The sequence below is a fragment of the Vibrio floridensis genome (assembly GCF_021852965.1).
Classification (GTDB): domain Bacteria; phylum Pseudomonadota; class Gammaproteobacteria; order Enterobacterales; family Vibrionaceae; genus Vibrio; species Vibrio floridensis.
Map to the genome: position 1 here is coordinate 59452 of NZ_JAKGCY010000002.1, position 22117 is coordinate 81568.

Here is a 22117-nt window from a genome sequence, read left to right on the forward strand (position 1 = left end):
AACCGGCAACTGAGTGCCGGTTTTTTCTAACTGAGCTCTAGATTATAGAGATTCAGTGAAAGTACGCGCGATAACGTCTTGCTGCTGTTCTGCAGTTAGAGAGTTAAAGCGAACTGCGTATCCAGATACACGGATAGTCAGCTGTGGGTACTTCTCTGGGTGCTTAACTGCGTCTAGAAGCGTGTCACGGTTTAGAACGTTTACGTTCAAGTGTTGACCGCCTTCGATGCCTGCTTCGTGGTGGAAGTAACCATCCATCAAGCCTGCAAGGTTAGCACGTTGTGAGTTCTCATCTTTACCTAGAGCGTTAGGTACGATAGAGAAGGTGTAAGAGATACCATCTTTAGCGTGTGCAAACGGTAGTTTACCTACTGAAGTTAGAGACGCTACCGCACCTTTCTCATCACGACCGTGCATTGGGTTTGCACCTGGTGCAAATGGAGCACCTGCGCGACGACCGTCTGGCGTGTTACCTGTCTTCTTACCGTATACCACGTTAGAAGTGATAGTTAGGATAGACTGAGTAGGAACCGCGTCACGGTATGTCTTCAGCTTACGGATCTTGTTCATGAACACTTCAACAAGTTCACAAGCGATATCATCTACGCGAGCATCGTTGTTACCGAATTTAGGGTAGTCGCCTTCGATTTCGAAGTCGATTGCTACGCCATCTTCGTCACGAATTGGTTTCACTTTCGCGTACTTGATTGCAGATAGTGAGTCAGCTGCGATAGATAGACCAGCGATACCACAAGCCATTGTGCGGTAAACGTCACGATCGTGTAGTGCCATTAGCGCTGCTTCGTAGCTGTACTTGTCGTGCATGAAGTGGATTGCGTTTAGTGCAGCAACGTACTGCTTAGCTAGCCAATCCATGAAGTGGTCTAGGCTGCTCCACACTTCGTCGAAGCTTAGGACTTCTGAAGTGATCTTAGGCATTACTGGACCAACTTGCATTTTCAGCTTCTCATCAACACCACCGTTGATTGCGTAAAGCATCGTTTTTGCAAGGTTTGCACGAGCGCCGAAGAACTGCATTTGCTTACCAACAACCATTGGAGATACACAACATGCGATTGCGTAGTCGTCAGAGTTCATGTCTGGACGCATTAGGTCGTCGTTTTCGTACTGGATTGAAGAAGTATCGATAGAGACTTTCGCACAGAACTTCTTGAAGCCTTCAGGTAGTTGCTCAGACCAAAGTACAGTGATGTTTGGCTCTGGAGAAGGACCCATAGTGTATAGAGAGTTTAGGAAACGGAAGTTTGAACGCGTTACTAGCGTACGACCGTCAAGACCCATACCACCCATAGATTCTGTTGCCCAGATTGGGTCGCCAGAGAATAGATCATCGTACTCAGGAGTACGTAGGAAACGAACCATACGTAGTTTCATTACGAAGTGGTCGATCATTTCCTGAGCTTCAACTTCAGTGATCTTACCAGCAGCGATATCACGCTCGATGTACACGTCTAGGAACGTAGAAGTACGGCCTAGAGACATTGCAGCACCATTTTGAGACTTAACAGCCGCTAGGTAGCCGAAGTAAGTCCACTGGATAGCTTCTTGTGCAGTTTCAGCTGGGCGAGAAATATCGTAACCGTATTTCGCTGCCATCACTTTCATTTGACCTAGAGCGCGGTGTTGCTCAGCAATCTCTTCACGAAGTTGCATCGTCATTTGAAGATCTTCACCGTTCTCAAAACGCGCTTGTAGAGACTTGAATTGAGCCAGTTTGTCCTTCATTAGGAAGTCGATACCGTATAGGGCAACACGGCGGTAGTCACCGATGATACGACCACGGCCGTAAGCATCTGGAAGACCAGTTAGAACACCAGACTTACGACAAGCTAGGATATCTGGAGTGTAGATATCGAATACACCAGCGTTGTGTGTTTTACGGTATTCAGTGTAGATTTTAGAGATTTGAGGGTCTAGTTCACGACCGTAAACTTTACAAGAACCTTCAACCATGCGGATACCACCGTTAGGGATGATAGCGCGTTTTAGAGGTGCGTCAGTTTGTAGACCAACGATAGTCTCTAGATCTTTTTCAATGTAGCCTGCATCGTGAGCAGTGATGGTAGAGATTAGGTCAGTATCGAAATCAACTGGAGCGTGAGTTGAGTTTTCAACTTTGATACCTTCCATTACCTTAGCCCAAAGCTTGTTAGTCGCTTCAGTACCTTCAGAAACTAGGAAAGATTCGTCGCCTTCGTACGGAGTGTAGTTCTTTTGAATGAAATCACGAACGTTTACTTCGTTTTGCCAGTCACCTGCTGCAAAACCTTCCCAAGCTTTAGCAAATTGCTCTGCCATGACATACCTACCTTTTTAGTAGAAAAAACACGTACTGTTGTGGCTGTTGAGCCAGCCATCCTCATATTAAAGAGGAGCAGTACACTCTTATGAATAACAATATGTATCGATTTGCGAACTGTTCATAAAACGATACATATTGTCACTGAGTTACACGTCTTGCCTTATCAACTTGCCTCTAGGGTATACTAAAATTTTTTTGCAAACCTTAAACTAAATCAATAAAAGCCAGTTAAATTCAAAAAAATTTGGGTGGTGACCAGCACCACCCACACTTTTTTTGAAAGCTTATAGCCAAGCTTTGATGCCGTATTGGCTTTCTAGCATACCTACAGCAAGCATAGCAACTAGACAGATAATAAGAACACCACCCGGAATCACTACTTTATCGACAAAAGACAGTTTAGATGCACGCTCTTTGTCGCCGATTAGGCCATTATTATCTAGTAGCATAGTCAGTGCCCATGCAAGTACAGGGTTCACAACCGCAGAACCGAAGATACAGATACCCGCTGCTTGTGAATCTTTTGTGCTACGAACCATCTGCATACCCGCTTCAAGTAGCGGTAGGAATACACCCACTAGCAGCGCACAGCGCATTACTGGTGGCCATACCGCAACGTCCATTGGGAAACCAAGAACCGCAATCGTCATCACCAAACAGCCTAGGATAATCGCACCGCCAGGGATTGGACGCTTCGCAATCGCAGCTGGGATCATGTAGGTACCCCAAGATGATGTGATGTTACCACCACCAAGCGCAGTACCCACCATTTGACGGATAGAACACATGGTCATAGTGTCATCGACATCCATCAATACTTTTTCAGTCTTCTTAGGATAGTTCAATTCTTGGAAAATACGGTGGCCAAGGAAATCTGGAGACCACATTGCTACCGCTAGAATCGCAAATGGTAGAGAAGCGATAAAGTGCTGCAGTGTTGGTAGGCCAAGTTGCCAACCGGTTTCTGTGCTGCCCCACCAGTAAACTGGGTTAAGGTTAGGTAGGCCCATTTCCGTTTCGAACTTAAGATCGAAGCCCGCACCAAGTGCAAGTGCAATCACCAAGCCGGTAAACGCACACACAGGGATTGCCAACCAACGCAGGTTCAGTTTAGCAAGCAGTGCGTAAATAACGATGTTAATGCCAAGCACAACCAAACCAATGTAGCCTAGGCTGCCAGCAGCCACGTCAGCAGATTGCAAGCCAACGGCCCATTCTTGAATGGAAGTAATTTGGCTCATCGTCCCAGTAAAGCCGAGGAAGATCAACAAGCCGCCTGCCGTACCTTCGGAGGTCAGGTTCACCAGTTTAGAACCACCTTTAAAGTAGCTCAGTAGTAGACCAAACACGCCAAGTAGAAGTGCCAATGCAAGAGGGTGAGCACCAGCGAGAGCAATCGCGCCGATAAGAGGGATCATTGGACCGTGGTTACCCGCTAAGTTGGCTCGTGGGTTCACGAAGCCAGAAGCGATAACACAGAAGAATAACGCAGGGAACAACATTTCCACACGCGCCACTTCGATAGCAAATTCTTTACCTAAGTTAACGTGGTCCCAAGCTTGAGTTAAACCGTCCGCCCAAGACATCATTACTGCAGAGTACATCGCAATAATACCGATAGTACCAGCAAGCGCAGGAACAAGGTCCTCAAGTTCAAAACGGAAGTCACGACCAGGAAGGTTCAAACCGAAACGGCGTGGTTTCATGATTTGCAGTTCGTGGTCTAGGTAGTCTGAGCGGCTGGCAAATTCAGATGCTGGGCGATGAAGCTCACTGTAGCTCTTCGTTTCAATATCTGAATCAGAATGCACTTTATTCACTGCGTCTGACATAGATTCCTCATATATTTATAAAAGTTAGTAATTCTTTCTGAATTCTAGTGTTCCGCTTCCTGCGGTTTTGTCCTAACAATAGCCATCGCTAGGTGTTTGCTCTATTGTCGCACGAAGGCTACGTGCCTAAGTATGGCTAAGTTTTACTATTTTTGATGACTGGGATCAGCCTCAACTTTACCGCCGAGTCTAGCAAGTTAACCCTTTAGGATGATTGATTTAGATCACTTTAAGAAAAGATGTGAAAGAAAACTACAGAAAGTAGCCAGTATGCGAAAAGTCCTTGGTTTTTATGTGTAATTTGCTTTCAGAGCGGGGCTATTTTTAGATAAATTTTAACGGATATGCGTCTTGGTGAGCATTATTGAGCGGATAGTGAGTAGGGAATAACACAAGTTGGCGCTATTTTTGCAAGAAAGCCGTCAGTGATTTTTATTTGGCGAAATGTTGCCGTATCAGGATGAGAGAATGACAAAATTTAAAATGATGCCGCTGGTGGCCATGATTTCTGCTGGATTAATGGGTTGTGGTAGTAGCAGTAGTGATGGCGGGAGTGCTCCAACTCCAGCGCCTTCGCCAACGGACTATGTCTCTTTACAATTTATTCAAAAAGTTGGTAAGCAACTGTCAGTTCCTAGCGGATGTACTGTTTTGTCCAAAGATACGAGCACTACGCCGACTGAGTTGACGTATGCTAAGTTGGCGAGTGATGTCCGTGTGGTCGCTCATAAAGCTAATGGGGCGATAGATAACAATCTAAAACTCGTGCCGAATGAATCGGGTGTACTGAAAATTGATAAACATAAGCTCGAAGATGGGGGATTTGTTTCTATTATCGATTCACCTTCTGATTCAAAACCGTTTTATTCTGTTATGTCGATTCAGAAGCAATTCCTAGAAAATCAGTTAATTCAAATTGAACGAAACCAAGGTAATGTTGGCTGTTATAAAGACGGAAAAGAGTTAGCGACAGTTTCAGCTGATGTTGCAGTATTTACTTCTAACCTGCCGAATGGCGCGAATGGTTTTCAGTATCTTTCGTCCCAGTTTGATTCAGGAATTGTTTCTTCTAACATAAAAAATGTCACGACAAACACGAATGAACCTGTTCTTGTTAAGAGCTTTCTAACGGGAACATTAAATGGCTATGGATTCGCAACCAATCTAAACACAAATCAGGCGCAGGTAATGTTAGAGCCTCTTGACACAACGGTGACATGGAGTGATGGTTTAACGGGTAACTCTCGCTTGGACTCGCTAAAAATATACGTAGCCAAAAACAATCATGTTAACTTTTGGACCGAACCCGCTGTTTCAACTGTCCAACCTTTTGATATCACATCCAACGAGCAAAATTGGCATTATTCAGCTAGTGGTATGGCTGAAAACTGGTCGCTTAAGTTGAACGGCGCTTTTTCATCTGCGCTTGATATCGGGTTGCCGAATACGCTTACCGTTTCTGATATTGCGCCTGTTGTCACTAATGCATCATCCAAAGGAGTGATAGTGACAAGTGGCGTTGCCTCATCTGGTAGATTGTTGATTCGCGCTAAGTATACGCAGTCTTCTGGTTCTGGATCCTCACTAAAGACCTTAGAGCATGTGGTTGTTGGTGAATCAGTTAGCGGCGAAATAATAGTTCCAGATTTGGGCTTCGAGGATTTGTCGGCAGTTATGCCAGAATCTCTAAAGACAGAACTATTTGACATCGATGAGTTGAGTGAGAAGCAGCTACAAAATCTTTTACGTCAATATGAAAGCGAAGATATCGTAGCGTTTGTTATTCCGCCAAGTGATAAGGAACTGAGTTCTTATTTGTCACAAACCGCGTCATTCACATCGCTAGCTCGTTGATGTAAATAAATTGTAATGACGTGACATTCATCAATCTTAAATAGCCTCCCCATGGAGGCTTTTTTTATGCCCGCTATGCATTGTTAAAAGAATATATTGCTAAATTGTGAATATAAATCTACTTTTCGTTTTTAACTATGCTAAAAATGCAGGTTAATAATTTGTTGCAACTCAATTGATAGGATGCTAGTTTGTATCCATTAAAGGGGCCGGAGTGCCTTGGCAGTGACAAAAAACACAGGGAGTACAAGCGCATGCATGAAGTACCAGCGCTGGATATCAAACAACTGCACAAAACGTTTGGTCAGAATGAAGTGCTAAAAGGCATTTCACTTGCTGCACATAAAGGGGACGTTATTTCCATCATTGGCTCTTCCGGCTCCGGTAAGAGTACCTTCCTTAGATGCATCAACTTACTAGAAACGCCCACCGCGGGTGAAATTTGGGTTAATGGCGAATTAATCCAGATGAAAAACAACCGTGCGGGTGAGGCGGTTCCGGCCAATGAAAAGCAAGTCCAGCGCATCCGTTCGCGCTTGGCGATGGTTTTTCAGGGCTTTAACCTCTGGTCTCACATGACGGTGCTACAAAATGTGATTGAAGCGCCCGTTCATGTACTGGGTGTACCTAAAGCCGAGGCGATCGAAAAAGCAGAAGTCCTGCTGAAAAAAGTCGGCTTGTATGAGCGCAAAGATTACTACCCAGGTCACTTGTCTGGTGGTCAGCAGCAACGTGCTGCGATTGCTCGCGCCCTTGCCGTTGACCCTGAAGTGATGCTGTTTGACGAACCGACATCGGCGCTCGACCCAGAGTTGGTTGGTGAAGTGTTGGGGGTAATGCGAGATCTGGCTGATGAAGGCCGCACCATGCTAGTGGTAACCCATGAAATGGCGTTTGCTCGTGATGTGTCAAATCATGTCATGTTCCTACATCAAGGATTGGTTGAAGAACAAGGCGCACCGTCAAAACTGTTCACCAATCCAGAGTCAGAGCGTTTAAAGCAGTTTATTTCATCGATTTATTAAAAGGGTGATGGCCTTCTATCGTACTAGAACCTAGAACCTAGAACCTAGAACCTAGAACCTAGAACCTAGAACCTAGAACCTAGAACCTAGAACCTAGAACCTAAAAACGAAACACAACATCGCAATACAAAAACAATCACAGGAGTATGGATATGAAGAAGTGGTTACTTGCAGCAACATTGGCCGCAACCGCAGTGTCGGGTATCGCTCAGGCGAAGGAATGGAAAACGGTTCGCTTTGGCATTGAAGGGGCGTACCCTCCATTTAGCTGGACAGAAGCCGATGGTTCATTAAAAGGCTTTGACGTCGATATGGCGAATGCCTTGTGTGAAGAGATGAAAGTGCAATGTAAGATCGTCGCGCAAGATTGGGACGGCATTATCCCGTCACTATTGGCTCGCAAATACGATGCGATTATCGCAGCGATGTCGATTACAGAAGAGCGTAAGCAAAAAGTCGATTTCACCGGTAAATACGCGCTCATTCCAAACAAATTCATCGCTAAGAAAGATGCAGGCTTGGACTTTGACAAACTGAGCGGCGTAAAAATCGGTGTTCAACGCGCAACCACTCACGACAAATACCTAACCGATAACTATGGCAAGAACGTTGATATTGTACGTTACGGTTCGTTCGATGAAGCGTATCTCGACCTCGCCAATGGCCGTATTGCCGCAGTATTGGGTGATGCTTCGGCATTGGAAGAGGGCGTGCTGAACAAAGCGGGTGGTGAAGGCTACGAGTTTGTTGGCCCATCACTAACGGATCCAAAGTGGTTTGGTGAAGGCTTTGGTATTGCGGTTCGTAAGCAAGATAAAGAACTGACTAAACAACTGGATGCTGCGATTCTGTCACTACGTGAAAAAGGTGTTTATCAGCAAATCGCTGCGAAATACTTCAAGTATGACGTGTACGGCGACTAATCACCGCTGAACTCTCGCCCTAATTGCCGGTTCGTTCCTGGATGTACCCGGCAATTAGGATTCTAGATTCTAGGGATTAGGAACTGACCTATGCTGGATTTACAAGGATATGAAGCCTCTATCTTTAAAGGGGCCGTGTTGACCATCGAAGTAGCATTACTTTCCCTTGTGCTCGCCATGTTACTTGGCATGCTGGGCGCGCTTGCCAAAATGGCACCTTATCGTTGGGCGCGTGCCATCGCCACTCTTTACACCACCATCATCAGAGGGATTCCTGATCTGGTGTTGATGATGCTGATTTTCTTCGGTGGCCAGATTTTTCTTAATAACTCTCTCTATGCCATTAATGAGTGGCTCAACGAGTGGTTTACATCAAGTGATCCCACGCATGAATGGGTCTCCTACCTTCCTGACTATGTAGACGTGAGCCCTTTTATTGCCGGTGTGTTGACCATAGGCTTTATCTTCGGCGCGTACATGGCGGAAACCTTCCGCGGTGCCATCATGGCGGTCGATAAGGGTGAGCTTGAAGCGGCAAAAGCGTACGGGATGAGCTCGGCATTGGCATTTCGCCGCATACTGCTGCCACAAATGATTCGCCATGCGCTACCCGGCTTTGGTAATAACTGGTTGGTGCTGCTTAAAACCACCGCACTGGTGTCCATTATTGGTTTGGAAGACATGGTGCGTGTAGGCTCACTCGCCGCAGGCTCAACCAAAATGCCATTTACTTTTTATATGGCAGTGGCATTGATTTTCCTCTTCTTTACCAGCGTTTCTACGGGCTGTTTGAAAGTCCTAGAGCGTAAGTTCAGTATTCATACGAGGTAGGTAACGATGGACTTTTCATTAATCGTAGAAAGCTTTCCTATCTATCTCGAAGGCCTTTGGACAACCGCTTGGTTGGTGGCACTTTCACTGGTGATTGGTTTAGGCGTTGCCATCCCGCTCGCCATCGGGAGAAACAGCCGTAACTACTTGGTGAGCTTGCCGGCTTGGGGATACATCTATTTTTTCCGTGGCACACCTCTGTTGGTTCAACTTTATTTGATTTACTACGGTATGGATCAGTTTTTCCCCGTGAAAGATACGCTTTGGGAAAATGCTTGGTTCTGTGCCTTGGTCGCGTTTGTTTTGAACACCTCAGCGTATACCGCCGAAATTATTCGTGGCGCGATCAATGGCTTGCCGAAAGGGGAAGTCGAAGCCGCAAAGGCCTATGGTATGAGCCATTGGATGGCCTATCGCCGCATTGTGCTACCCAGTGCGTTGCGTCGTGCATTACCAGCATACAGTAATGAAGTGATTTTTATGCTGCATGGCAGTGCGGTGGCGGGGATTGTGACCATTCTCGATCTCACGGGTGCAGCTCGATTGGTCAACTCGCGTTACTACGCACCGTTTGAATCGTTTCTAACCGCAGGCTTGTTCTACATGTCGCTGACGTTCTTGATCCTTTGGGTATTCAAAAATGCTGAGAAACGTTTCCTTGCCTACCTCAGACCACTCAGTTAACCCCCGCGTTTTGCTTATCTAGAACGGCACCTTTTGGGGTGCCGTTTTGTTAGGTTAGTTCAAAATAAATAATCAAATAGAGTGTGTTGGTTGCCGTTATGCTGTGGTGAACTACAATTAAGTAAACAAAAACAATTATTTATAAAATGAAAAGTATTTTTTATTGCACTCTTCTGACACTAACTATCACCGCTTGTGGCGGGGAGAGTGGTGCGGGTGGCTCAACAGAGCAAGTCAAAACGGATGTAGAGCGGGCGCTTGAAAGTGGAAATGCCTTGCTGGTGTCCGATCCAAATGAATTTATTCAAGCCAGTCAGCGTTATGTTGCGCAGACTCAACAACGCAGCGATGCATTGTGGCAGCAATTAGCGGCGAACACGTCCTCTCTTCATTGGGACCCTACCCACGATGCGGCCATTCTTCAGTCTACCTACGGCTTTAACCAAGCGGTTTTACAGACAAACAAAGCGATGGCTGATGGGTATAAAGACCAAGTGTTAACCATTGGTGTCGCTGGCTTTAGAACCAATGATCAGCGCTATGCCGTCTTAGGGAGCAATCCTTTTCGCACGGCTCAACGTTTCCTGACATCCGTAAACAGTGATATGGAGATTTGGCTGGATAACCTGTTGGTCTGGCTAAATGGTGGCTCATTGAAGCAAAGGACGAACGTGGTGATCGCGCAGATGGATCAATCGCATTATTTCCCCGATGAGCAAGCAACAAGAAATTGGTTAAGTAAACGATATGGCGAAGCGGTTAGCTTTAACGAAGCCAACCAGTGTGATGGCGAAAAGCTGCTGGCGTGTGTCGCGGCAAAGCCTGATTTGCTGATTTTATCCCAGCATATGAACAGTGGGGATTCAGTGGCGACTGTCAAAAGTGCCGTTGAGAAAGCGCAGGCTGAGGGTATTCCCATCCTTTATTTGCATTGGGATGGTGGCATGACAGAGCTAGGTAACGCGTTGTTTGAGCTTTTCCATGTCAGTTATGTCGGTGATAACTATTGGCGAAAATTGGGTATTAGCCAATGGAATGCCTTATCGCTGAAGGGCTCAGTTCCCCAAGAAATTGCCGCCCAACAAGCGTTGCTCACCCGTTTGGCCAATGACAGTTTCACTGTGGATCTTACGCAGTGCGATGACAAATCATGTCCAGAAAGCGCCAACATGGACAGTGAGTTCTATCCTGCGGCAAACTCTATTCGCAACCATTTATTGTCTTTGGATCGACGCCAAGTCGATCTGTTTAAAACCGCAGATTACCAATACGAGAAACTGATGGTGCTGCTGGCGGATCGTTATCGCCAGGACGTGGTGTTTCCGATGGATAAATCGACCACAGCATCGCTTGAGTTCTTAAAATCCTATTTTGCCGATTATGTCCAATATCATTCTCGCTCGATCAACCCAAAACAGACGAATATGGGTAATTTTAGCCGCAGTGAATTTGGTGCTGAGATCGCGCGGATCAGCAAAACGGTTCAGTTGGAATCGAAACGCAACTTCCGCTCTGCAGGCGTGTACGCCTTGCCTGGCGAAACGTTCCAAATCACGCGTCGAGATAACAGCGCGGTGAAGGTGTCGATTGCGATTAACTCACTTCGAAGTGGAGCAACCCACGAGTTTTCAAAAGAGGGGTATAGCCGGCCTAAACACCTCACCTCAACCACTTATGAGATTAAGAGAGATGAGACGATCCGTTTAACCTCTCCTTACGGCGGGCCGATTCAAGTCCATTTTGATACCAACGATCTCCCCGTTGAATTGCTGTTCACCAATGTGGCGCAACACCCCGTTTGGAGAAGTGCTGAGGATAATGAGCTGTTTGCCGCGCAACTGAACCAAGACCAGTTTGATTGGGCAGAGCTGATCACACCGGGATTTGAAGTCCATTCAAAACGCGACAAAATGCTGCAGTCGATCTCGGCAACAGAGTGGGCGGGAAATGCCGCTGCCATGGCACAAGCGACAGAGCGATACATGCACAATTTCCCGCATGCGTTAGCTGGCTTTAAAGGCCCAGGCATTGAGGTGTTTGAGCAAGTGCAAACCTACGGCGAAAGCAAAGGTTGGCAGGTAGAAACCATCGATATGGTGAAACACATGAATGCCGATCAAGCCACCTGTGGGTACGGTTGCTCTGGCAATCCGTACGATGCGTATTGGGCATTTAGCCCAGTGGGCCATGGCGATTTACATGAGCTTGGTCATGGGTTAGAAAAAGGCCGTTTTCGTTTTGCTGGTTGGGAAGGGCATTCCACCACCAACTATTACTCTTATTACAGCAAGTCTCAGTATTTTATAGACACAGGCAAGGAGTCTCAGTGCCAGTCTCTAGATTTTAAAGGACAATATGAGCTGTTGCAGCAGAGCCGTCAGCAGGCGGATCCCAATGCCTTTATGGCCGCACAAAATCAAACCGGCTGGAGTTGGGGGGCGCGCGTTTACATTCAGATGATGATGGCAGCTCAGCAGCCACAAGGCATCTTAAACGATGGCTGGCACTTGTTGGGCCGCTTGCACTTAATTGAGCGTGAGTTCAATCGTTTGAAAGGCAGTGCTGAGTTGTGGGAGACGAGGAAAGAGTTCATCGGCTTTAGCCAGTATTCGTTGGATGAAGCCAATGCGATCAGTAACAATGATTGGCTACTGGTCGCGCTGAGCTACATTGCCGAGCGAGACATGCGGGCGTATCTCAATATGTGGGGGTTCACCTTCAGTGATAAAGCGAAGCAGCAAGTGATTACTCACAATCATCCTGCGATGCCACTGAACTACTTTGTCTCCTCCAACACCGGTTACTGTACAACTGACTTTGCGAAGCAATTTGTGCCAGTCGATGGTGTAACCGCTTGGCCGTAGAATTAGCCAGCCGTGAAAACAAGAGAGGAGCCTTAGCTCCTCTCTGATTTTAAGTCGATTGCTTTATGTCGATGAACGAATACGGGTTACTCAAAGGTTGCCCAAATAGGCGCGTGATCTGAAGGTTTTTCAATGCCGCGTAGCTCGTAATCGATATCGGATTCTCGGCACTTGGCCACTAACGATGGTGTAGCAAGAATCACATCAATGCGCAGGCCACGATTATCGTCAAAGCCTTTTGAACGGTAGTCAAACCACGAGAACTTATCATCCACACTTGGGTGCAGTTTGCGGAACGTATCTTCTAACCCCCAATCCAATAAGGTTTGTAACCACTCACGCTCCTCAGGCTGGAACGAACATTTGCCCGTTTTTAACCAGCGTTTGCGGTTCACTTCACCAATGCCGATGTCGGCATCGATTGGGCTAATATTGATATCGCCCATCACAACCACTTGCTCACCGTTGTCTCTGTGAGTGGTTAGATATCCCATCAAATCTTTGTAAAACTGGCGTTTATAAGGGTACTTGGTTTCGTGCGCGATGTTGTCCCCTTGCGGAAAATAGCCGTTCAACACCGTCACTTTTTCACCCTTCTCATCAAGAAAAGTCCCGATGATCATGCGCTTCTGATGTTCGTCGTTGTCGGTTGGGAACCCTTTTTGGATCTCGATAGGCTCTTGCTTACACAACAGAGCCACACCGTAGTGCGCCTTTTGGCCATGAAAGTAGACTTTATAGCCCATTACTTCGACGTCTTCGATGGGAAAGGCTTCGTCGTGAACTTTGATTTCTTGTAGGCCGATCACATCGGGTTGATGCTTATCGATTAGTGCTTGAAGTTGATGAAGGCGAGCTCGTAACCCATTGATGTTGAAGCTGACGATTTTCATTTTCTTTCCTGATTGATGCGTTTTAGACGATGTTACCATCCCATTTTGTGACTTCAAGAAGAGAAAACGAATCGCTGCAATCGCTCACACAAATGGCACAATGATGTGCTACAAATTTGTAACAAATCTAATTGATATCGAGATAAATTATGCTTTAATGGAAAGCAAATAAATCAAAAGTTAAGCCACGTTTGTTTGCGAATAAGGATGTAGTATGCGAACTCTCTCTGTTCAGTGGAAAATTACCCTGCTGTCGGGTTTCTGCTTGTTAGTCACCTCTCTTTCTTTGGTTGGTTTTTCTGTTTACAACGCGATGACCAACCAGCAAACGCTAAAGCAGCAAAGTACCGCCTCCGTCACCAGCAAGTCTGAGCAACTGGTTAAAACAAGGGCATTGCTTAATGCGACTGAAGTGGTTGAGTTTCTTAACGAGTCTCTCTATCGAGCAGAAATGTTGGCGGCCAACGCGCTCTTCTACAAAACCAACAGTGAAGAAAATTTTGGTGAGAGTGAAGTACTGCGTACCGCCTTGGATGAAATGGTTCGCAAATCGGTCCTCAATTTCAAAACCATGCAAGGGGCGTACTTGGTCTTCAAGCCGAACATGCTTGATGGAGAAGACTCAAACTACGTGAGTGCAGAATATGTTGGCTCGAACGAACGTGGACAATTTGCGCCTTACTGGGTTACGGCCAATAATGGCGAAAACGTCATTGCCAATGTTCTTTCGGAAGCAACGTTAAAATCAGATCAAAATAGTGAACGTTTTGCCTGTCCGCTCAATTCGGCGCAAGCGTGTATTACCTCCCCGCGCAAAACAGAACAAGATGGTGGCTCGTTCCTCACCACATCGCTATCGGTGCCGATATTGGTAGACAGTGATCCCATCGGTTTCATGGGCATAGACGTACGGTTAGATTCACTCATTCAGATTGCACAAGATTCAGATCGCAGCTTGTTTGAAGGGCAAGGCAACATCAGTATTGTCAGCTTAGATGGCACGCTGATCGCCAGTGATGATGGCGCAAAAGAGGTAGGTAGTTCTTTTTCCAGTACGAACATTTCAGCCAACATGTTAACGGATTGGTTGTACGGTGGGGGTGAGAGCGTTTCTTGGAGCAAAAATGGCGAGTGGTTATTGGTGTTTGCGCCAATGACGGTGGCCAATCAAACTTGGGGCGTGATTTTCGAAATGCCGAGAGCGGCGGTGTTAGAAGATGTTGAAGCGCTTGATCAAGTGATCAGTGAGAAAGTGTCAGAAGGCATAAAATTTGAGTTATTAGTGGGGGCCATATTTGTTTTGGTTGGCTTGTTCACTATCGCAATTGCCGCTGCAAGATTAGTGAAACCGATAAAGACCGTCGTTGAAAGTTTGCAAGATATTGAATCTGGCGAAGGCGATTTGACCCAACGTTTGTCAGTCAAAAGCCAAGATGAAATTGGTCAACTTGCATCGAGTTTCAATGCTTTTTTAGATAAGTTACAACGCACCATCGGTGAGGTCGCTAACACCTCGCAGCAATTGGCTGAGCAAACGCTGGGTGCAAAGCGTGCCGCGATGGAGACTCGCATGAGCAGTGAATCTCAGTTCCGCGAGGTGGACATGGTGGCAACGGCCGCAGAAGAGATGACTCAAACCGCGAGCCTTGTAGTGCAAAATGCAGAGGTCGCAGTGGATGCCGCCAATCGTGCTAGCCATGCGGCAAAGAGTGGCCGAGAGGTGATAGAGCGTTCTGAGCAAGAGATGCTGAAGCTGGTAGAACAAATGACCCAAGCGGTGCCCGTAGTGGAAGATTTGGCTAAGAACAACGGCAATATTACGGACATTCTTGCGGTGATCGAAGGCATTTCTGAGCAGACTAACTTGTTGGCACTCAATGCGGCGATAGAAGCCGCGCGTGCTGGGGAGCAGGGCAGAGGTTTTGCTGTCGTGGCGGATGAGGTGCGCAAGCTAGCGAGCAGTACACAAGATTCGGTTGCGGAAATCCGCACTGTGATCAGCCAGGTACAAAACGGCACCACAGCCGTGGTGGAGGCGATAAACCAAGGGAATGTTTTTGCCCAACACACGGCAGCTGAAGTGCAAAATGCGGTGGTGCAATTGCAAAGTGTCTTTGACGCTATTGCGGCGATTAACGATATGAACAGTCAAATAGTGAAAGCGGCGGAAGAGCAAAAGGCGGTGTCGGCCGAGGTAAACCAAAGTGTTTCTAACATCCGTGACCTCAGTGGCCAGATTTTGTCTCAAGCCGGAGAGTCTCAATCAGCGGGAGAAATGATAGAAACGCTCTCGCAACAGCAGCAACGCTTAATGGGGCAGTTTAAGGTGTAATACTCACGAGCCGCGTGGAACGCTGCTAACGAAACAGGAAGGCTCTAAGCCTTCCTGTTTAGTTTTGCTTCTAAATCTTGTTGAACGATTTTGAGTGCAGCGAGCGCTACTTCAGTATCGACTTCATTGCTTTCCAAAAGATAGATCAGATCGACCGCCAGTTTAATGTCATCAGGAGCTTGGTCTAAAGGAGGAGGCGACAAATCGTTCATTACTGGTTCTTCTCTCTAAATGTGATCTGATTTTCTATTTTAAGCAGAGCGGCCTGACAGCGTGCTAGACGTTGTTCCGTGGTGAGTAGCGCTTGCTGCGCTTGAGTGCGCAGGAAAGCGGGAGCCGCTTCAAGCTCGCGTTGTTTCTCAAGCACCATCTCTTTTAATCGACGCGTCCATTCCTGATGCTGTGCAAGTTCTTGGTAAAGCACGTTAATGGGCTTGCGGTAGTGACTGGCGTGTTTAATTTCGTTTTTCCGAATGGTGGTGGTTGAGAGTTCACGCTGAATGGCCGCAAGCTGAGATACCAATTGTTCGGTCAAATAGGCTGCCCGTTGGGTGGTCAGGCGCTGCTCTTTTTGTTCACGCAGCAGCGCATCGAGTGTTGCTTTGGTCTCTTTGACGCAAGGGACTAAAAGGCGAGAACGACAGGCGAACAAACGCTCATCAAACAAAGGGGTATGATGTTCACCCCGCTGGCGGTCCAGTTGAGCCGCTTGCATCGCAAGTTCCTCGAGTTTCAGTCCAACTTCATTGAGCTTCATAAGGTCACAAACCATGCTTCATAGGCGAGCTTTATCGCGAGAATGCTCACTACACTAACAAAAACGGGACGAATAAACTTTGCGCCAAAGCGAATTGCGGAGTGAGCGCCGACAAAGGCCCCCGCCATCAGGCATATTCCCATAATTAGCCCCAGTCCCCAATTGATGTGACCGAGCAGGGCAAACATCACTAAAGAAGTAAGGTTACTGGTGAAGTTCATCGCCTTTGCGAGGCCTGAAGCTAGCAGAATATTCAGTTTATACAAAGCCATGGAGCTGACAGTCCAAAACGCACCAGTGCCTGGACCTGCGACACCATCGTAAAAACCCAGAGTCGCCCCTTGAATATACTGCTTTTTGTGGAGCATTGGGCACGGTTTGGGTGTGGTGCTGTTGTGTGAAGCGTCAGGCGCTTTGTGCCAGATGGTGTAAATGGCCGCGGCTAAGATAATCAGTGGCAGAATTTTCTCAAGCCATTCGGTTGAAATGGCATCAACCAACAACGTTCCCAAGGTTGCACCTATTAAAGTAGCAGCAAATGCTCGTAGCCAACACTCAGGCTTAAAGAGTTGCTTCTTATAATAAGTAAACGCCGCCGTGGAAGAGGCAAAAGTTGCCGCCAGTTTGTTGGTACCTAGAGCAATATGGGGTGGCAAGCCCAATGAAAGGAGAGCAGGCACAGTGAGCATTCCCCCACCACCAGCGACGGCATCAATAAATCCAGCGATGAAAGCAACCAATGCGAGTATCACAAGCATGGTTGGTTCGAATAGTTCCATAGGGTATTAGTTCTTCTTTTTATTTAAATCGGTGAAGCAGCAAAAAGCGTTATCTTTCGACAATACGTTTAAACGGCGGTAAAGAGTCGAGAATCGCCTTCCCATAGCGCTTTGAAATGAGTCGTTTATCGAGGATGGTGACTGTACCAGAATCTCGTTCTTTACGCAGTAAACGTCCAACAGATTGAATCATCTTCTTACTCGCTTCTGGGACGGTGATCTGCATAAACGGATTGCCGCCTTTGGATTCTATGTACTCCGAGTGCGCTTGTTCGACAGGTGAGGTCGGTACCGCGAACGGAATCTTGGTTATCACTAGGTTCTCAAGCAGTTCGCCAGGCAAATCTAATCCTTCTGAAAAGCTGCCTGTGCCAAAAAGGATGCTCGTTTCCCCTTTTGCTACGAGGTTTTTATGTTTTTTTAGAATTTCGACTCGAGAACTTTCGCCTTGTCGCTGTAATGCCCAGCCTCTTTTAACGAACTCTGTTGCTAATGCATCGCCAACTTGGTTCATTTGCCAATAAGAAGAGAATAAAACTAAGTTCGCTTGTTTGTCTTTTAAATACTTAGGCAAAATATCGATAAGATATTCCGTAAATTGAGGCGCTTGTGGTTCGTACTTAAGTGTTGGAATAATCAGCTCAGCCTGATTTTGATAATCGAAAGGAGACGCAAGCGCGAGAAACTGTACGCCAGACTCTTCTCGCATATCGATCCCTGCCTGATGACAAAAATACTGAAATGAGTTTAATGCTCTCATCGTTGCTGAGACCAAAAGTGCACCAACGCAGCGGCTCCAGATCTGTTGGTCCAGTTGCCAACCAACTTCCAACGGTGAAACGCTGACGATGACATCACCTTCGCGCTCAGGGTGTTTTTGTAACCAACGTGCTAGTGGTGCGCCTTTTTCTCGGATAGGCTCGGCCATTAAGCGCCAAACTTGTGCCAAGTTTTCAGTTCTTTGTATGTAGAAACCGAGCTCTGCAAGCGCAGGCTCTGCGATTTTTGCTGATAGTTCGCCATCTTTAACACGTTCCGCCACAAGATCTGCGATTTTTGCAACAGCTTGATGGGCTTTCTGGCTAAACGTCTTAAGTTCTTTAGATTGCTCTTCAAGCCATGCTGGTAATTGGCCATGTTCAAAACGATGAATGCCATCAACAAAGTGTGCAGGGTCGAACTGCTTAGATAGCTGTAGCAACGCTGGAATTAAGATCTGAATTGAATCTTGGAGATCATGGCGAAAGCGGCTAACGCGCTTCTCATCCGCTAGCCCTGCAAATTTGCTGCTGTTTTGATTTAAACGTTCTAACCAAGCTGCCGCGCCTTTAAGGCTAGATGCGGCAGAGGCATGATCTCGAGCAACGTGAGGAAGGTGGTGCGCTTCATCAAAGACATAAATGGTATTTTCCGGCTCAGAGAGGATAACACCGCCACCTAAGTCTGCATCTGCCATGACCAAACTATGGTTTGCGATAATGACATCGTGCTTGTCGAGTTCAGAACGCGCTTTTTGAAAAGGGCAGTGACGGTGAATGGGCAGATTGTTGTTGCAGCTATGCTTGTCACTGACAATCAGTTGCCAAAGGTTGTCATCAATCGGTTTTGGCCAACTGTCTCTGTCCCCATCCCATTTCCCCTTAACTAAGCTCTGATACATAGTGGTTAACAGCTCTATGTCTTTCTTTTTAGGCTTAGTCTCGAACATGGCGAGTTGACCACCGTCAACACCACTAGCACTAGCAAGTTTCTCAGCACAGCAGTACCGCTGCCGACCTTTCGCTAAAACAAAAGAGAAATTAATGTCTGAAATGCGTCGATATAAAGGCAGGTCTTTATTCATCAATTGTTCTTGAAGCGCGACGGTTGCCGTAGAGATAACTACTTTGCGGTTATTGAACACAGCAACTGGAATTGCTGCCATCAAGTACGAAAGAGATTTACCGATTCCAGTTCCCGCTTCAGCCACGAGGATACGATTTTTTTTGTGATAGCTACCACAAAGTGTTTTGGCCATTTCTGCAACGAGAAAGTTTTGCGCGCGACGAGGTATAAAGTTTTCAAGCTGATTGTGCAAATTTTGATAACTGGTGCGAATGGAATTTTGAATTTTACTGGTTAGCATACTGTGACCTGTGTTCAGACCCATGGATTTTAGCACACATCGCTAACCGAGGTGTATCTCACGAAATTGGATCCTTTTGATTTAAATCTAGATCTCGTTCACAAAAAAAAACTGAACCTTCATAAAGCGAGAATTAATTCATTTAATAAAAAATATAAAACGCCATGGGTGGTACTTATGTAGCGTTATATTCTGTTTTTAATTTTACTAATGTATGAAATTGGTTGTTTGTGCTGTTTTTTTTGTTTGCTGGTTTGGCGTTATTTGATGCTCTCTTGCTTAGAAGTTACTCGAAAAATTGAATGTAAAGTATGTAAGGTGTTGTTTTTTATTTGATTTACATTTTTTTATGTTGAATTTTTAGGAAATTTGACAGGCAGAATAATCTTTTGCAATCTTACAAACGAAATTTACAGGTACTGACTTGTCTCCTCTGAGAGGTAAATCGGTATCAAAAAAACAAAAGGGAACCGGGCAAGGAACTCCCAAACTAAGAAAAGGCAGTGGATTATTATGAAAAAGACTCTAGTAGCTCTAGCAGTTATGGCATTTGCAGGTTCTGCAAACGCAGGTTTTGAACTTTACAAGAAAGACGCAGTGTCTGTAACTATGGGCGGCGACATCGAAGTTCGTTACGTTCAGTCTAAAGACAAAGATGCTGAACTTAAGCAACAAATTCATGATGCTGACGTAAGCTTTGACGTACGTTACGCAGTAAACGATCAAGTTCAATTCGGTGGTTTCTGGGAATTCCAAGACACTGGTTCTAACAACGGCGACGCATACGTTGCAGCTTACGCTGGCGCGCACACTTTCAAAGTTGGTCGTCTATGTTCAGTACTTGACGACGGCGGTATCGGTTCAGACTACGTATTCGGTCTAAACGCGTTCTTCAATGGCACAGACGAGTTCTGTGGTGAAGAGACAATGCGTTACGATTTCGACTCTGCTGATTTCTACGCGTCTGCAGCACTTCGTCAGTTCCGTAACTCAGACAAACTGAACACAGATTCTCGTCTAATCGATGCTAAGTTCGGTTACCGTGGTGTTCAAGACTTCGACTTCACTGCGTTCATCGGTTCTGCTGAAATCGCAAGCAAAAACGTTGCTCTAGTTGACCAAACTCTATGGTCTCTACAAGCACGTTACAACGGCGTAGAAAACCTAGGCCTAGCTGCAGCATACTACGCGACTGAAAACGACAACGTAGATGGCAGCAACATCGCTCTTGCAGCAACTTACAACCTACAAGTTGTTAAGCTAGCGGCAGGTGTTAACTTCGCTGATACTGACGCAGCAAACAGCGATGTAACAAGCTGGTACGTAAACGCTGGTTACCCTCTAGCACCTGGTGCTGAGCTATACGCTGAAGTTGGTGGCGACGACAAGAAAGACTCTGAGACTGGCTTCGCATTTGGCGTTAAAGCTAAGTTCTAATCCAATTGGATAACCTTATACTAAACACCCTCGCATGAGGGTGTTTTTTTTGGCAATCATTCGGAGATCCTTATGCTAAGAATAATGGCGATAGCCGGGTTACTGGTATCGATGAACATTCATGCTGCGCAGATAACACCAGCAGCGGGCGTGAAAATTCTTTTTACCAATGGAGTCGCGGTAGAAGAACCTCTTAAACCAACAAGCTTGGACAGCGACACTGTTCAATTAGTTGTCCGTTATGCGGATGAGCTTGGGCGAGGAAGTAACAAAAAGGTCTTCGATTCTCCACCTTTTGTGATTACCATCGAGAAACTCAATGAGGATATTAAGCTATATCCACCGAGCGTGTTTAGTTATGAGCAAGCTAATCGAGAGTTTCAATCTTCACCTAAATGGCGCATAGAAAGTAAGGATGGGAACGAAGTGGCTTACGTTCAGGAAAAGCTACAAGGTCACGATGGTTTCATGCCTTACTATGATATCGATAGTCTTATCGCTAAGCATAATAAGGAAAGAGGGATCGTTTTTGATTCGGTCTTGGCTACAGTGGAAGCGACGCCCGCCAAATCACCAGTTGCTTTAGGCGAAGTGGCCAGCAGCGCTCAGGAAGCCAGTTCGCTTCAACAGCTGCAGCACTGGTACACTCAAGCGACGACAGAGGAACGTAAAGCCTTTCGCAAGTGGATGGTTGACCAAGAATAGTTGCTTTTTCACGATATCAGTCGGAATAGCGCGACCCTTTTCATAGCGACACTTCTTGCCATTCACCAGGTTGAAGATTGTCGAGCGTAAGCCCTGCCATTGAGTAACGTACCAGCCTTAGGGTGGGAAAGCCTATGTGTGCCGTCATGCGTCGCACTTGACGATTTCTTCCTTCAATAATCGTAATGGCTAGCCAAGTGGTGGGGATTGCAGCACGAAATCGGACAGGGGGATTTCTTTCCCACAACTGAGGATCTTGGATAATCTCAACTTTAGCAGGCAACGTTAGTCCATCTTTCAGCTCAACACCACGGCGAAGGGGTTCGAGCTGTTCTTCGGTCGGAGCACCTTCCACTTGTACCCAATAGGTTTTAGGCGATTTGGATTTTGGCTGAGTGAGTTTAGCTTGAAGAATTCCGTCATTGGTAAGCACCATTAGCCCTTCACTATCACGATCGAGTCGTCCTGCCGCATAAATGCCTTTAATCTTGATATAGTCTGCTAGCGTCTTTCGACCTTCCCCATCGGTAAACTGACTTAGCGTGTCGTATGGCTTGTTGAATATGATCACTTTACGTTCTGCTAGCGCTAGAGGTTTTTTAACCTGTGCGCTGCTTTTTCGCTTGGCACTATTTGCTTTTAAAGCATCAGCGGATTGGAATTTGGCGTTTTGTTTAAATCGTTTGGTTGCTGACGGCTTGTTCGAGCGAGAAGAGGCGCTGCTTGAACGGAATGACATGTTAACTACCTTGC

Annotated in this window: 17 protein-coding genes; 9 read left to right on the forward strand and 8 right to left on the reverse strand. The window is 46.3% G+C overall.

Annotated features, from left to right (window positions below):
- Window positions 1–42: 42 nt before the first annotated feature.
- Window positions 43–2319, reverse strand: a complete 2277-nt coding sequence (gene pflB / locus LZU85_RS04650) for a formate C-acetyltransferase (protein WP_176298566.1) — start codon at window positions 2317–2319, stop codon at window positions 43–45.
- A gap of 288 nt (window positions 2320–2607) precedes the next feature.
- The gene (locus tag LZU85_RS04655; RefSeq protein ID WP_176298565.1) at window positions 2608–4155 is read right to left on the reverse strand and encodes a DUF3360 family protein; all 1548 of its coding nucleotides are present in this window, start codon (window positions 4153–4155) and stop codon (window positions 2608–2610) included.
- A 468-nt stretch (window positions 4156–4623) separates the two neighbouring features.
- On the opposite strand from LZU85_RS04655, the gene LZU85_RS04660 reads away from it, so the two are divergent.
- The 6 genes from LZU85_RS04660 to LZU85_RS04685 all read left to right on the forward strand — a co-directional run bounded on the left by LZU85_RS04660 (window position 4624) and on the right by LZU85_RS04685 (window position 12336).
- The gene (locus LZU85_RS04660) at window positions 4624–6009 is read left to right on the forward strand and encodes a flagellar sheath protein A (RefSeq protein WP_237286506.1); all 1386 of its coding nucleotides are present in this window, start codon (window positions 4624–4626) and stop codon (window positions 6007–6009) included.
- 254 nt (window positions 6010–6263) lie between these two features.
- Window positions 6264–7034: an ABC transporter ATP-binding protein gene (locus LZU85_RS04665; protein ID WP_237286507.1), complete on the forward strand. Its 771-nt coding sequence runs from the start codon at window positions 6264–6266 to the stop codon at window positions 7032–7034.
- A gap of 152 nt (window positions 7035–7186) precedes the next feature.
- A complete protein-coding gene (locus LZU85_RS04670; RefSeq protein ID WP_303396466.1) occupies window positions 7187–7957 on the forward strand; it encodes an ABC transporter substrate-binding protein in 771 nt (256 codons plus the stop codon).
- 90 nt (window positions 7958–8047) lie between these two features.
- Window positions 8048–8788, forward strand: coding sequence for an ABC transporter permease (locus LZU85_RS04675; protein ID WP_237286508.1), 741 nt, complete (start codon window positions 8048–8050; stop codon window positions 8786–8788).
- Window positions 8789–8794: 6 nt separating this feature from the next.
- Window positions 8795–9472 (forward strand): ABC transporter permease, encoded by a 678-nt coding sequence (locus LZU85_RS04680; protein ID WP_237286509.1) that lies wholly within the window; start codon window positions 8795–8797, stop codon window positions 9470–9472.
- A 146-nt stretch (window positions 9473–9618) separates the two neighbouring features.
- On the forward strand, window positions 9619–12336 hold the full coding sequence (locus LZU85_RS04685; protein ID WP_237286510.1) for an ImpA family metalloprotease: 2718 nt from the start codon (window positions 9619–9621) through the stop codon (window positions 12334–12336).
- An 86-nt stretch (window positions 12337–12422) separates the two neighbouring features.
- On the opposite strand, the gene xthA is transcribed toward LZU85_RS04685, so the two are convergent.
- Complete coding sequence (gene xthA, locus LZU85_RS04690; protein ID WP_237286511.1) at window positions 12423–13229, reverse strand: exodeoxyribonuclease III; 807 nt, start codon at window positions 13227–13229, stop codon at window positions 12423–12425.
- A gap of 214 nt (window positions 13230–13443) precedes the next feature.
- On the opposite strand from xthA, the gene LZU85_RS04695 reads away from it, so the two are divergent.
- Window positions 13444–15561 carry a methyl-accepting chemotaxis protein gene (locus tag LZU85_RS04695; protein ID WP_237286512.1) on the forward strand — a complete coding sequence of 706 codons (2118 nt, stop codon included), beginning with the start codon at window positions 13444–13446 and terminating at the stop codon, window positions 15559–15561.
- Window positions 15562–15605: 44 nt separating this feature from the next.
- Here the strand turns inward: LZU85_RS04695 and rsmS are convergent, their stop codons facing one another.
- The 4 genes from rsmS to dinG are packed head-to-tail and all read right to left on the reverse strand — an operon-like array spanning window position 15606 to window position 19222.
- The gene (gene rsmS, locus LZU85_RS04700) at window positions 15606–15773 is read right to left on the reverse strand and encodes a pleiotropic regulatory protein RsmS (RefSeq protein ID WP_237286513.1); all 168 of its coding nucleotides are present in this window, start codon (window positions 15771–15773) and stop codon (window positions 15606–15608) included.
- A complete protein-coding gene (locus LZU85_RS04705; protein WP_176298555.1) occupies window positions 15773–16318 on the reverse strand; it encodes a primosomal replication protein in 546 nt (181 codons plus the stop codon). The genes rsmS and LZU85_RS04705 overlap by 1 nt, the downstream gene beginning before the upstream one ends.
- The gene (locus LZU85_RS04710) at window positions 16315–17097 is read right to left on the reverse strand and encodes a sulfite exporter TauE/SafE family protein (RefSeq protein ID WP_176298554.1); all 783 of its coding nucleotides are present in this window, start codon (window positions 17095–17097) and stop codon (window positions 16315–16317) included. Before LZU85_RS04710 ends, LZU85_RS04705 begins: the two co-directional genes overlap by 4 nt.
- A gap of 49 nt (window positions 17098–17146) precedes the next feature.
- Window positions 17147–19222: an ATP-dependent DNA helicase DinG gene (gene dinG, locus LZU85_RS04715; protein WP_176298553.1), complete on the reverse strand. Its 2076-nt coding sequence runs from the start codon at window positions 19220–19222 to the stop codon at window positions 17147–17149.
- 513 nt (window positions 19223–19735) lie between these two features.
- Here dinG and LZU85_RS04720 point away from each other — a divergent pair.
- Window positions 19736–20659 carry a porin gene (locus LZU85_RS04720; protein WP_237286514.1) on the forward strand — a complete coding sequence of 308 codons (924 nt, stop codon included), beginning with the start codon at window positions 19736–19738 and terminating at the stop codon, window positions 20657–20659.
- A gap of 72 nt (window positions 20660–20731) precedes the next feature.
- Window positions 20732–21364 (forward strand): YccT family protein, encoded by a 633-nt coding sequence (locus tag LZU85_RS04725; protein ID WP_176298551.1) that lies wholly within the window; start codon window positions 20732–20734, stop codon window positions 21362–21364.
- A 40-nt stretch (window positions 21365–21404) separates the two neighbouring features.
- Here LZU85_RS04725 and LZU85_RS04730 read toward each other — a convergent pair whose 3' ends face one another.
- The gene (locus LZU85_RS04730) at window positions 21405–22103 is read right to left on the reverse strand and encodes an rRNA large subunit pseudouridine synthase E (protein WP_206625293.1); all 699 of its coding nucleotides are present in this window, start codon (window positions 22101–22103) and stop codon (window positions 21405–21407) included.
- Between the last annotated feature and the right edge of the window lie 14 nt (window positions 22104–22117).